The 13,348-nt window shown below is 59.8% G+C and carries 10 protein-coding genes; 8 read left to right on the forward strand and 2 right to left on the reverse strand.

The window, feature by feature from the left end; all coding sequences use genetic code 11:
- The first annotated feature begins 421 nt into the window (after positions 1-421).
- From AB4N33_RS22925 to AB4N33_RS22955, 7 genes are all read left to right on the forward strand, one after another.
- Positions 422-1,780, forward strand: a complete 1,359-nt coding sequence (locus AB4N33_RS22925) for a glutamine synthetase family protein (RefSeq protein WP_460119886.1) — start codon at positions 422-424, stop codon at positions 1,778-1,780.
- Positions 1,781-1,839: 59 nt separating this feature from the next.
- Positions 1,840-3,204, forward strand: coding sequence for an aspartate aminotransferase family protein (locus tag AB4N33_RS22930; RefSeq protein WP_460119887.1), 1,365 nt, complete (start codon positions 1,840-1,842; stop codon positions 3,202-3,204).
- A 169-nt stretch (positions 3,205-3,373) separates the two neighbouring features.
- Entirely contained in the window at positions 3,374-4,486 is a 1,113-nt protein-coding gene (locus tag AB4N33_RS22935) for a polyamine ABC transporter substrate-binding protein (RefSeq protein WP_460119889.1), read from the forward strand.
- Between the two features lie 242 nt (positions 4,487-4,728).
- Complete coding sequence (locus AB4N33_RS22940; protein ID WP_476458297.1) at positions 4,729-5,826, forward strand: polyamine ABC transporter substrate-binding protein; 1,098 nt, start codon at positions 4,729-4,731, stop codon at positions 5,824-5,826.
- A 73-nt stretch (positions 5,827-5,899) separates the two neighbouring features.
- Positions 5,900-7,042 (forward strand): ABC transporter ATP-binding protein, encoded by a 1,143-nt coding sequence (locus AB4N33_RS22945; protein WP_460119893.1) that lies wholly within the window; start codon positions 5,900-5,902, stop codon positions 7,040-7,042.
- Positions 7,039-7,959 (forward strand): ABC transporter permease subunit, encoded by a 921-nt coding sequence (locus tag AB4N33_RS22950; protein WP_460119895.1) that lies wholly within the window; start codon positions 7,039-7,041, stop codon positions 7,957-7,959. The genes AB4N33_RS22945 and AB4N33_RS22950 overlap by 4 nt, the downstream gene beginning before the upstream one ends.
- On the forward strand, positions 7,956-8,846 hold the full coding sequence (locus AB4N33_RS22955; RefSeq protein ID WP_476458298.1) for an ABC transporter permease subunit: 891 nt from the start codon (positions 7,956-7,958) through the stop codon (positions 8,844-8,846). The genes AB4N33_RS22950 and AB4N33_RS22955 overlap by 4 nt, the downstream gene beginning before the upstream one ends.
- A 133-nt stretch (positions 8,847-8,979) precedes the next feature.
- On the opposite strand, the gene AB4N33_RS22960 is transcribed toward AB4N33_RS22955, so the two are convergent.
- Positions 8,980-9,621, reverse strand: coding sequence for an HD domain-containing protein (locus AB4N33_RS22960; RefSeq protein ID WP_476458299.1), 642 nt, complete (start codon positions 9,619-9,621; stop codon positions 8,980-8,982).
- 280 nt (positions 9,622-9,901) lie between these two features.
- Here AB4N33_RS22960 and AB4N33_RS22965 point away from each other — a divergent pair, with 280 nt between their 5' ends.
- On the forward strand, positions 9,902-10,867 hold the full coding sequence (locus tag AB4N33_RS22965) for a GlxA family transcriptional regulator (protein WP_476458300.1): 966 nt from the start codon (positions 9,902-9,904) through the stop codon (positions 10,865-10,867).
- Between the two features lie 36 nt (positions 10,868-10,903).
- Here AB4N33_RS22965 and AB4N33_RS22970 read toward each other — a convergent pair whose 3' ends face one another.
- Positions 10,904-13,315: a penicillin acylase family protein gene (locus AB4N33_RS22970; RefSeq protein ID WP_476458301.1), complete on the reverse strand. Its 2,412-nt coding sequence runs from the start codon at positions 13,313-13,315 to the stop codon at positions 10,904-10,906.
- Positions 13,316-13,348: the final 33 nt, after the last annotated feature.

A 13,348-nucleotide genomic window follows, 5' to 3' on the forward strand; every position in this document is an offset into this window, starting at 1 on the left:
AACAGCAATAATACCGGGGTGCTTCATGTCTCGCCTGCCGTCAATCGGCATCACCAAGTGCTCTATGCACAACGGTCCGCATGCTTGTCACATTAGACGCGATGTTTATCCAGGCGCTTTGACTCCGCTGGCTTCGGGCCTGTGCGCGTTCCAGATGAAGCCGGTGTTTGCGTCCGATATTCTGGACGGCCCCCGGAGCACCCCCATTACGGTTACTCCTTTCAATATAGAACCGATTCACAATGACGGCCTGGCTATCACGCGGCAAGTTCCTGCTCGTGATTCTGCACGCCCGGCACGCCCCGTGCACTTGCATGAAAACACGATAGCCTGTCGCTGACGTACATTTCAACGCGACACCCATGCGTCACAACATCGCCTGGCTTGCGATAGCCAGGAAACTCAAAGCCTAGAGGCATTTATGAGTAACAACCTCGACCAGCTCACCGATTGGCTGAAAAGCCACAAGATCACAGAAGTCGAATGCATGATCTCCGACTTGACCGGGATCACCCGGGGCAAGATTTCGCCGACCAACAAGTTCATCGCCGAGAAAGGCATGCGCTTGCCCGAAAGCGTGCTGTTGCAGACCGTGACCGGCGACTATGTCGAAGACGACATCTATTACGAACTGCTCGACCCGGCCGACATCGATATGATCTGCCGCCCCGACCAGAACGCGGTCTACCCGGTGCCCTGGGCTATCGAGCCCACCGCCCAGGTGATCCACGACACCTACGACAAGCAAGGCAACCCGATCGAGCTGTCGCCGCGCAACGTGCTCAAGAAAGTCCTCAAACTCTATGCCGACAAGGGCTGGCAGCCGATCGTGGCGCCGGAAATGGAGTTTTACCTGACCAAGCGCAGCGACGATCCGGACTACCCGTTGCAGCCGCCAATCGGCCGCTCCGGTCGCCCGGAAATCGGTCGCCAGTCGTTCTCCATCGAAGCAGCGAACGAGTTCGACCCGCTGTTCGAAGACGTCTACGACTGGTGCGAATTGCAGGAGCTGGACCTCGACACATTGATCCACGAGGACGGCACGGCGCAGATGGAAATCAACTTCCGTCACGGCGATGCCCTGTCACTGGCCGACCAGATCCTGGTGTTCAAGCGCACGATGCGCGAAGCCGCGCTCAAGCACGACGTGGCGGCTACCTTCATGGCCAAGCCCATGACCGGTGAGCCGGGCAGCGCGATGCACTTGCACCAGAGCATCGTCGACCTGGAGACCGGCAAGAACATCTTCTCCAATGAAGACGGGACCATGAGCCAGTTGTTCCTGCACCACATCGGTGGGTTGCAGAAGCTGATTCCCGAGCTGCTGCCGCTGTTCGCGCCGAACGTCAACTCGTTCCGCCGCTTCCTGCCGGATACCTCGGCACCGGTGAACGTGGAGTGGGGCGAAGAGAACCGCACCGTGGGCCTGCGGGTTCCGGATGCCGGACCGCAAAACCGTCGGGTGGAAAACCGTCTGCCGGGTGCCGACGCCAACCCGTACCTGGCGATCGCCGCGAGCCTGCTCTGTGGCTACATCGGCATGGTCGAAGGCATGAACCCGAGTGCGCCGGTAGTGGGGCGCGGCTATGAACGCCGCAACCTGCGCCTGCCACTGACCATCGAAGACGCGCTGGAACGCATGGAAAACAGCGCGACCATCGAGAAATACCTGGGCAAAAATTTCATCACTGGCTACGTCGCGGTCAAGCGGGCCGAGCATGAAAACTTCAAGCGCGTGATCAGTTCGTGGGAGCGGGAATTCCTGCTCTTCGCCGTCTGATACGCCGGGCGCTGTCGTTGTCGGACAGCGCCTTCATCTGGATTCTTCAGGAGATTCGTATGACCAGCAACAACCCGCAAACCCGTGAATGGCAAACCCTGAGCAACGATCACCACCTGGCGCCGTTCAGCGACTTCAAGCAGCTGAAAGAAAAAGGGCCGCGGATCATCACCAACGCCAAGGGTGTCTACCTGTGGGACAGTGAAGGCAACAAGATTCTCGACGGCATGGCCGGCCTGTGGTGTGTAGCGATTGGTTACGGTCGTGATGAGTTGGCCGAGGCGGCCAACAAGCAAATGCGCGAACTGCCGTATTACAACCTCTTCTTCCAGACCGCCCACCCACCGGTACTGGAGCTGTCCAAGGCCATCGCCGATATCGCCCCCGAGGGCATGAACCACGTGTTCTTCACCGGTTCCGGCTCCGAAGGCAACGACACCATGCTGCGCATGGTCCGCCACTACTGGGCGATCAAGGGCCAGCCGAACAAGAAAGTCATCATCAGCCGCAAGAACGGCTATCACGGTTCCACCGTGGCCGGCGCGAGCCTGGGTGGCATGACCTACATGCACGAACAGGGCGACCTGCCGATCCCGGGTATCGTCCACATCGCGCAGCCGTACTGGTTCGCCGAAGGCGGCGACATGACCCCTGAAGAGTTTGGTGTGTGGGCGGCCAACCAGTTGGAAGAGAAGATCCTGGAAGTCGGCGTGGACAACGTCGGTGCCTTCATCGCCGAGCCGATCCAGGGCGCCGGTGGCGTGATCATTCCGCCAGAAACCTACTGGCCGCGCATCAAGGAAATCCTCGCCAAGTACGACATCCTGTTCGTGGCGGACGAAGTGATCTGTGGCTTCGGCCGTACCGGTGAGTGGTTCGGCACCGATTTCTACGGCCTCAAGCCCGACATGATGACCATCGCCAAGGGGCTGACCTCCGGCTACATCCCAATGGGTGGCCTGATCGTGCGCGACTCGGTCGTGGCGGTGCTCAACGAAGGCGGCGATTTCAACCACGGCTTCACCTACTCCGGGCACCCGGTGGCGGCAGCGGTGGCGTTGGAAAACATCCGCATCATGCGCGAAGAGAAAATTATCGAGCATGTTCACACCGAAACGGCACCGTATTTGCAGAAACGTCTGCGGGAACTGAACGATCACCCGTTGGTGGGCGAAGTGCGTGGTGTCGGTCTGCTGGGGGCCATCGAGCTGGTGCAGGACAAGGCCACACGCAAGCGCTACGAAGGCAAGGGCGTTGGCATGATCTGCCGCCAGTTCTGCTTCGACAACGGCCTGATCATGCGCGCCGTAGGCGACACCATGATCATTGCTCCACCACTGGTGATCAGCAAGGCGGAAATCGATGAGTTGGTGGAGAAGGCACGCAAGTGTCTGGACCTGACCCTGAGTGCGTTGCAGGGCTAAGTGCTAGGCTCTCTGCGCAAGACATGAAACTTTCGCTCGGGGTGTCATAAAGGGCGGCCTTTCCTTGAAAGACCGCCTCGGATCTTGCCAGACTAGCCGCGGTTCCAGTTGTCCGGGTTCGGCCGCTGAACAAAGTGGTTCAAAAAAGAAAAATTTGGAGCATTAACGCATGAAGGCATTAGGAAAAAAGCTTGCTGGCAAGACTCTCCTCGCCATGTCCCTGATGGGCATTATGGCGGGTGCGGTGCAGGCGGACGACAAGGTGTTGCACGTCTACAACTGGTCCGATTACATCGCTCCGGACACCATCAAGAAATTTGAAGACGAGTCGGGCATCAAGGTCGTTTACGACGTCTTCGACAGCAACGAAACCCTGGAAGCCAAATTGCTGGCAGGCAAGTCCGGCTACGACGTCGTCGTACCGTCGAACAACTTCCTGGCCAAGCAGATCAAGGCCGGCGTCTACCAGAAGCTGGACAAGTCCAAGCTGCCTAACTGGAAAAACCTGAACACCGACCTGCTCAAGGCGGTCTCGGTCAGCGACCCGGGCAACGAACACGCTTTCCCGTACATGTGGGGTTCGATCGGTATCGGCTTCAACGCCGAGAAGGTCAAGGCCGCTCTGGGCGCCGATGCACCGACCAACTCCTGGGACCTGGTCTTCAAGCCTGAGAACGCTGCCAAGCTGAAATCCTGCGGCATCAGTTTCCTCGATTCGCCGACCGAGATGATTCCAGCGGCGCTGCACTACCTGGGCTATCCAACCGACAGCCAGGACAAGAAGCAACTGGCCGAAGCCGAAGCGCTGTTCCTCAAAGTGCGTCCTTCGATCGCCTACTTCCACTCGTCCAAGTACATTTCGGACCTGGCCAACGGCAACATCTGCGTAGCCATCGGTTATTCGGGTGACATCTACCAGGCGAAGTCCCGTGCGGCTGAAGCCGGTGACAAGGTGAAAGTCAGCTACAACATTCCCAAGGAAGGTGCAGGCAGTTTCTACGACATGGTCGCCATCCCTAAAGATGCCGAAAACGTCGAAGGCGCCTACAAGTTCATGACCTTCCTGCAGAAGCCGGAAGTCATGGCTGAAATCACCAACGCCGTACGCTTCCCGAACGGTAACGCGGCGGCGACCGCGCTGGTTGATAAAGACATCACCAGCGATCCAGGCGTCTACCCGCCAGCCGACGTGTTGGCCAAACTGTACGCGATTGCCGACTTGCCGGCCGCGACCCAGCGTCTGCTGACTCGCAGCTGGACCAAGATCAAATCCGGTAAGTAGGCCGTAACCCACTGTAGGAGCGAGCATGCTCGCGAAGAAAGTCGCAGCGCCAAGGGGTGTCAGGCATCCCGCGTTATCGTTGACGACCATCGCGAGCGTGCTCGCTCCTACAGGGGATTTTCATAAAGTTTGCTGGAACGGTTTTTCGAGGGTAAGTTGCGCGCCGGTTTTGTTGCTGGGCAGCCAAGACTGTCATGTAACGCGGGGCAACTTGGGCCCAACTAATTTTAGAGGACCTCCACTTGCCTATTTTTTCTTTGTTGCGCAATGCATTGCTGATCGGCACCGGGCTGACGATGGCTGTCAGTGCTCAGGCTGCGGGCACCGTGCATATTTATAACTGGTCGGATTACATCGGGGAAACCACCCTGGCCGACTTCCAGAAAGCGACGGGGATCAAGCCGGTCTACGACGTGTTCGACTCCAACGAAACCCTGGAGGGCAAGTTGCTGGCCGGGCGTACGGGCTACGACGTGGTCGTGCCGTCCAACCACTTCCTGGGTAAGCAGATCAAGGCGGGCGCTTTCCAGAAGCTCGACAAGTCGCAATTGTCCAACTATTCCAATCTCGACCCGGTGCTGCTCAAGCGACTGGAACAGAACGACCCGGGCAACCTCTACGCCGTGCCTTATCTGTGGGGCACCAACGGCATCGGTTACAACGTCGAGAAGGTCAAGGCGGTGTTGGGTGTCGACAAGATCGACTCCTGGGCAGCCGTGTTCGAGCCGGAAAACATCAAGAAGCTGCAGAGCTGTGGTGTGGCTTTCCTCGATTCCGCCGATGAAATGATGCCCACGGTCCTCAACTACCTGGGCCTGAACGCCAACAGCACCAACCCTGAAGACTACAAAAAGGCTGAAGCCAAGTTGCTGGCGGTGCGGCCTTACGTGACTTACTTCCACTCCTCCAAATACATCGCAGACCTGGCCAACGGCGATATCTGCGTGGCCATCGGTTTCTCCGGCGACATCTTCCAGGCGAAGAACCGCGCGGCCGAAGCGAAGAAGGGTGTGGACATCGCCTACTCGATTCCCAAGGAAGGTGGCGCGCTGTGGTTCGACATGCTGGCGATTCCAAAAGACTCGGCCAACGTCAAGCAGGCCCACGCCTTCATCAACTATTTGCTGAAACCTGAGGTGATCGCGCAGGTCAGTGACTATGTCGGTTACGCCAACCCCAACCCGGCGTCCGACAAGTTGATGGATCAGGAAATCCGTAACGACGAATCGGTTTATCCACCCAAGGAAGTACTCGACAAGACCTATGTGTCGATTGAGTTGCCACCCAATATTCAACGTTTGATGACCCGTAGCTGGACCAAGGTCAAGTCAGGTAAGTAGAGCTCAAGACTCAAACTATCCAGGTTGGCTCACCTTGAGCGAACTGCACTCTTTTTTTCTGGGAGTTTCGTAAATGGCTGTTGCCTCCGGCGCCTATAAGAAAGCCCTCGAGGGCGACCAGACACCCAAGCAGGTGCTGGTCAAAATCGACCGGGTCACGAAGAAGTTCGACGAGACGATTGCCGTGGACGACGTGTCCCTGGAAATCAAGAAGGGCGAGATCTTCGCCCTGCTCGGCGGTTCGGGATCGGGCAAATCCACTCTGCTGCGCATGCTGGCGGGGTTCGAACGACCGACCGAGGGCCGAATCTTCCTCGATGGTGTGGACATCACAGACATGCCGCCCTACGAGCGGCCGATCAACATGATGTTCCAATCCTACGCGCTGTTCCCGCACATGACCGTGGCGCAGAACATCGCCTTCGGCCTCAAGCAGGACAAACTGCCTGCAGCGGAAGTCGATGCCCGGGTGGCGGACATGCTCAAGCTGGTGCAGATGACCCAGTACGCCAAGCGCAAGCCGCACCAGTTGTCCGGTGGCCAGCGTCAACGTGTGGCCCTGGCGCGTTCGTTGGCCAAGCGCCCGAAGTTGTTGCTGCTCGACGAGCCCATGGGGGCCCTGGACAAGAAGCTGCGCTCGCAGATGCAACTGGAGTTGGTGGAGATCATCGAGCGCGTTGGCGTGACCTGCGTCATGGTGACCCACGACCAGGAAGAGGCCATGACCATGGCCGAGCGCATCGCGATCATGCATCTGGGTTGGATCGCCCAGATCGGCAGCCCGATCGACATCTATGAAACCCCGACCAGCCGCCTGGTCTGCGAATTCATCGGTAACGTCAACATCTTCGACGGTGAAGTGATCGACGACGCTGAAGGCCACGCGACCATCACCTGCAAGGACCTGGACCGCCAGATCTACGTCGGCCACGGCATCAGCACCTCGGTGCAGGACAAATCGGTGACCTACGCGATCCGTCCGGAGAAACTGCTGGTCACGCCGACCATGCCGACCTGCGAGTACAACTGGTCCAGCGGCAAGGTGCACGACATCGCCTATCTGGGCGGACACTCGGTGTTCTACGTGGAATTGCCGAGCGGCAAGATTGTCCAGTCCTTCGTCGCCAACGCCGAACGCCGTGGTGCACGACCGACTTGGGGTGACCAGGTCTACGTGTGGTGGGAAGACGACAGCGGCGTGGTATTGCGCTCATGAACATGCGCAAATTCAAACGCCGCCTCAATCGAATAATTCCCGGTGGCCGCCAGTTGGTCATCGGGGTGCCTTTCATCTGGCTGTTTCTGTTCTTCATGTTGCCGTTCTTCATCGTCTTGAAGATCAGTTTCGCTGAAGCCGATGTCGCCATCCCGCCGTACACCGAGATCTACACCTACGCCGAGCAGAAGCTGCAAGTGCTGCTCAACCTCGGCAACTACGCCATGCTCGCCGGCGACGAGCTCTATATCTCCGCGTACCTGGGGTCGTTGAAGATGGCGCTGATCAGCACCATCCTCTGCCTGGTGATTGGCTACCCGATGGCGTACGCCATCGCCACAGCCCGTAAAGAGCTGCAGACGGTGCTGGTGCTGCTGATCATGATGCCGACCTGGACCGCGATCCTGATCCGCGTCTATGCCTGGATGGGCATCCTCAGCAACAACGGCCTGCTCAACGGCTTCCTGATGAGCATGGGCTTTATCGACGAACCCCTGCAAATCCTCAACACCAACCTGGCGGTGTACATCGGCGTTGTTTATTCGTACCTGCCGTTCATGATCCTGCCGCTCTACGCCAACCTGGTTAAGCACGATCACAGCCTGCTGGAAGCTGCATCGGACCTGGGTTCGAGTACCTTCAACAGCTTCTGGAAAATCACCATCCCCCTGTCCAAAAACGGCATCATCGCCGGTTGCATGCTGGTGTTCATCCCGGTGGTCGGTGAGTTCGTGATTCCTGAGCTGCTGGGCGGACCGGAAACGCTGATGATCGGTAAAGTGCTGTGGCAGGAGTTCTTCAACAACCGTGACTGGCCGGTGGCATCCGCCCTGGCGGTGGTGATGCTGGCGATCCTGATCGTGCCGATCATCCTGTTCAACCGCAGTCAGGCCAAGGAAATGGAGGGTAAAGAATGAAGCGCTTCCGTTTCTCCAGCCTGATGCTGGTACTGGGTCTGGTGTTCATCTATCTGCCGATGCTGATCCTGGTGATCTACTCGTTCAACGCCTCCAAACTGGTGACCGTTTGGGGTGGTTGGTCGATCAAGTGGTACGTCGGCCTGATGGACAACACGCAACTGATGGGTTCAGTGGTGCGCTCGCTGGAGATCGCCTGCTACACCGCGGTTGCGGCGGTCGCACTGGGCACCCTGGCGGCGTTCGTCCTGACCCGCATCACGCGTTTCAAAGGCCGCACGCTGTTCGGTGGCCTGGTCACTGCGCCGCTGGTGATGCCGGAAGTGATCACCGGTCTGTCGCTGTTGCTGCTGTTCGTGGCCATGGCTCAGATGATCGGCTGGCCCCAGGAGCGCGGCATCGTCACCATCTGGATCGCCCACACCACGTTCTGTGCGGCGTATGTGGCGGTGGTGGTGTCGGCGCGTCTGCGCGAGCTGGACCTGTCCATCGAAGAAGCAGCCATGGACCTCGGTGCCAAGCCATGGAAGGTGTTCTTCCTGATCACCATCCCGATGATCGCGCCATCGCTGGGTGCCGGCGGCATGATGTCGTTCGCCCTGTCGCTGGATGACCTGGTACTGGCCAGCTTTGTATCAGGCCCAGGTTCCACGACCCTGCCGATGGAAGTGTTCTCGGCGGTGCGTCTGGGCGTGAAGCCCGAGATCAACGCCGTGGCCAGCCTGATCCTGTTGGCGGTATCGCTGATGACCTTCCTGGTGTGGTTCTTCAGCCGCCGTGCCGAAGAAGCGCGCAAGCGTGCCATCCAGCTGGCGATCGAAGAGAGCGCTGTCGACTCCTGGAAGCAACCGGACGTACGCCGCGCGCAGGCGCCGGAAGCGGCTTGAATCCCTTCGGGGGCCTTCCCTTGTGCGAGCCTGCTCGCGATGATCTGTCAGTGACATCCATGTCGACTGACACTCCATCGCGAGCAAGCTCGCTCCTACAGTTGTTTTTGTAGCGGCAGGACCGGTTCGGTGATCAGGAAACCCAAGGCGAGCGGCGAATCACCTCGACGAAGTTCATCGGTTTGAACCCCGGCTCCTGATCCACCAGCACATCGGTCTTCACATTGCCAAAGGTGGTTTGCGGGCGATGGCGCAGGCCGTCGGCGAAGGCGCAGATGATGCATTCCTTGAATCCTTCACCTCGTGGATGCGTATGCACCACCGCCTCGCGCTGCACGCTGCAAAACGCCGCGTAGTCCATGCCCAGCACGTCCATCTCGACACCCGCTGTCACCAGCGCCACGGTAGGGCGCAGGTGTTGCGGCACACCGGGTGTGGTGTGCAACGCAATCGACAGCCACACCTGCTCGATGTCGTCATCACTCAGCCCGTAAGGCTTGAGGAACTCAGCCGCCGCGTTGGCACCATCGACTTCAAAGCGCTCGTTGTCGCTGCGATAACCCTCCATCAGTCCCAGGTCATGAAACATCGCGCCGATGTACAACAGCTCGGGGTTATAAACCAGTTTTTTGCGTTCACCACTCAATGCGCCGAACAGAAACACCCGGCGCGAGTGGTGGTAGAGCAGGTCGGATTCGATGTCGCGAATGTAGTCGGTGGCGGCCCGTGCCAGGGCGCTGTCGGGTATCTTGATGCCGGCGATGGTTGTGCTCATGCTGTTGTCCTCACAGGGAGCGCCGGGGCGGCGCTGATGGAACAAGTCTGTTCCCGGCCCCACAACCGGACAATCGCGCCATGGCTAGGATCCTGGCCAATCAACCTGCGAATCGTGCCAATTGAATGTTGTTCATCCATCCCTGTAGGAGCGAGCATGCTCGCGATGGTAGACAAGACACCGCGGAGTGTCAGGCTGCCAGAGTAATCGTTGACGACCATCGCGAGCATGCTCGCTCCTACAGGGGGAGGGGGATGGCATCTATGGGGGGCAATCCATCATGAGTAAAACCGTTGCCATCGTGATATTCGCCGGCGTGCAGTCCCTGGATGTCACTGGGCCCATGGACGTGTTTGCCGAGGCGAATCGGTTCCTTGCGCCGCAGGATCACTATCAGCTGGACGTGATCGGCGTTGAGAGTGGGGTGACGTCGTGCTCCAACGGCTTGTTGTTGCAAGCCCATCGGCACTTCAGTGAGGCTGTGCAGGCTTATGACCTGTTACTGGTGGCCGGTGGTCCACAGTTGCCGGGCCTGGATTTCGGCGAGGCCTTCGATGCCTGGCTGCGCGAAGCCTGCGCCCGTGCGCAGCGGTTTGGCTCGATCTGCAACGGTGCGTTCATGCTGGCGCGTGCCGGCTTGCTGCAAGGGCGCACCGTCACCACACACTGGGAAGATGCTGCGGCATTGGCCGCGTTGTGCCCCCAGGCGCGGGTAGACGCCGATCGCCTGTACGTGCAGGACGGTGAGCTCTATACCTCGGCCGGTGTTACCGCCGGGATCGACCTGTCGTTGTATCTGTTGGCCAGGGATCATGGGCCTGAAATTGCTTTGCGTGTGGCCAAACGATTGGTGGTGTTCACCCAGCGCTCCGGCGGGCAGTCGCAGTTCAGCCCGTTTCTCACACCCCATGCCGAGCCGGAGTCTGCGGTGGCGATGATTCAGCGCTACGTATTGGCCAACCTGACCGGCGACCTGACCAATGCCGAGCTGGCGAGCGCGGCCAACATGAGTGCGCGCAATTTCTCCCGGGTGTTTACCAGGGAAGCGAAAGTGACCCCGGCGGAGTTTGTCGAGCGGGCAAGAGTGGATGCGGCGCGGGTGATGCTCGAGAGTACGGCGGCGCCGTTGAAAACCGTGGCCTATGAGTGCGGCTTTCGTGATGCCCAGCACATGCGCAACGTGTTCAACCGCCGGCTGGGGGTGACGCCGCAGCAGTTTCGGTTGAATTTTGGCCTGGCGGTTTGAGCCTGGATTTTCATTGCCTGTACAGGCAATGAAAATCTAAGGGGCCACCCGCGCCGGCAACAGCTTCAACGTACCCCGAGTATTGGCCATCACCTCTTCATCGTTCAGATGCGCCTGGAAGTACAACCCTTCGATATACGCTTCCGCCTGGTCCTCATAATGCCTATCGAAAGGCACCCCACTCTGGCCCACCGGGTTGACGGTCAGGCTGTGGGTGGGGTCGGCGAAATCGATCAGGCGGCGGGTCGAAGGCCCGTAGGTCACGGGCCAGGGCGCCGGACCGATTTTGGCCGAAAGGTTATTCGGCACTTCATGGCTGCCTGGCGCCGCGAACGGGCCGACGTTGAAGATCCGGTCCAGCGGCTTCTGCTGTCCCAGCGGGTGGCCGTGAGTCAGGGTGTGGGCCTTGCCCCACTGCCACTGGGTGAAGTCGGCACCCAGCACGCTCTTGAGGTGAGCGAGGCTGGCTTGCCACGCCACCTTCACCGTGTCGGCGCGGGTTTCTCTGGCGGCCGTCGTGCGGTTGTCCCACCACGGCGAGTCGGCATTCGCCGCCAGGCGTGGCAGGGCGGCGTCGATCACGCGAGTCGAGAGCAACGTTTCGAAGAAGTCGTTGCCCAGCTCATCACGCATCGCCGCATCGGCCAGGTTGAACAGCAACTGGTTGAACAACGTGGCGCTGGTGGAGTCCAGCGGGTAGTCGCCTTGCCATTGTGCCAATTGTTCCACCAGCTTCAGCTCGGCCGGGTCGCTGACCACTTCACGCAGCACCGGCAGCAGCGGGGCGAGCAGGCGGGGGCCATAGGCGGTGGTGGTGCCCAGTTGCAGTTTCTGGCTGGTCTCCAGGTCCCATTTGACGGTTTTATCGCTGAGCTGCCGATTGAGTTGCTGACCGCGGTCGGCGAGGTTGTAGTAACCGGGAATCTCCATGCCGGTCGGTGATACCGGCTGGTAGTTGGCCGAGACGATGTAGCCCCGTGCCGGGTTTTCTTCCTGCGGGTTGGCGGTGAACGGGTAGAAACCCTCCTTGTCTGCTTGCGCACTGCTGCCATCGAGAATGAACCATGGCTTGACCCCTGCCGGGCGCTTGGGCAATTGCGCCGCAGCCCACCAGCCAATGTCGCCCTTGGCATTGGCCCAGACGACGTTCAGGCCCGGCGCATGGATCCTGGCTGCGGCCGTGCGCGCCTTGACCAGGGTATCGGCGCGATTTAGCTGATAGAAACCCTCGAGGATCGGGTTCTGGGTTTCAAGAAAGCCCCACCACATGGCGATTGGCGTCTTGCCGGCGTGGCTGCCCAGTGCATCGTTGACGATCGGCCCGTGGGGCGACTGGCGCAGTACCAGCGTGACGGGCGTCTGGCCCTTCACCGCGATCTGTTGCTCGCTGGTGACCAGATCCACCCACTGACCGCGGTACCAGACCTGATTGGGGTTGTCGGGATTGACCTTCTCGGCAATCAGGTCCAGGTCGTCATTCTGGAACATGGTGATGCTCCAGCCGAAGTCGCGGTTCATACCCAGCGAAGCGAACGGCATCAAGGCCTGGTAGTGACCGTAGAGCTCGAACCCCGGAGCCGTGAGATGGGCTTCATACCACACGGACGGTGCGGAAAAACGGATATGCGGGTCACCCGCCAGTAGTGGCTTGCCGCTTTTGGTGCGACTGCCGGCCACCGCCCAGGCGTTGCTCCCCTCGAATTGCGGCAAGCCGTTACCGGCCAGGGCTTGCTCGCTCAGGCGGGCGAGGGCGTTGAGGTCTTTCCAGTCGCCACCGGCAAGCGGCGGCACGGCGGCGCCGGTGTTTTTCTCCAGCACGCCACTGGGCTGCCAGTCGAGGTCGAACACATTGAGATAATCAGCCCCCAGTTGATCGCGGACATAGGTCAGCAAAGGTTCGGTACGAAACGCGGCGGCAAAGCTGTAGGCCATGTAACCGGCGATGCTGATGGTGTCCTGGGCGGTGAAAGGGCGTTTGGCGATGCCCAGCGCGTCGAACTCCGCAGGCTTGGCATGGCTGTCCTGGTACTGGTTAATGCCGTCCAGATAGGCTTGCATGGCGAGAAAGGCTGGCGATTGCTTATCGAGATTGGCCAGGTAGGTTTCGGCCCTTTCACGGATGCGCAGGCTGCGCATCAGCTTGTCGGTGTCGAGCAGTTTGGGGCCCAGCACTTCGGCCAGCTCGCCACGGGCGAGGCGGCGCAGCACTTCCATCTGGAACAGCCGGTCCTGGGCGTGCACGTAACCCAGCGCGCGGTACAGGTCGGTTTCGTTGTCGGCGCGAATGTGCGGGATGCCGCGCTCGTCGTAACGCACGGTGACAGAGCCTTGCAGATGCTGCAGCTCAACCATGCCCTGGCGCGTCGGTTGCTTGCTGTAAACGTAGCCGCCGACACCCACGGCGAGGACAACGATCAGCACGACGAGCGCAATCAGGAGACGTTTCATTCAGATTCCTTGTTCTTGTTATGAGTGACAGCA

The organism is Pseudomonas sp. S1_E05 (assembly GCF_056337105.1).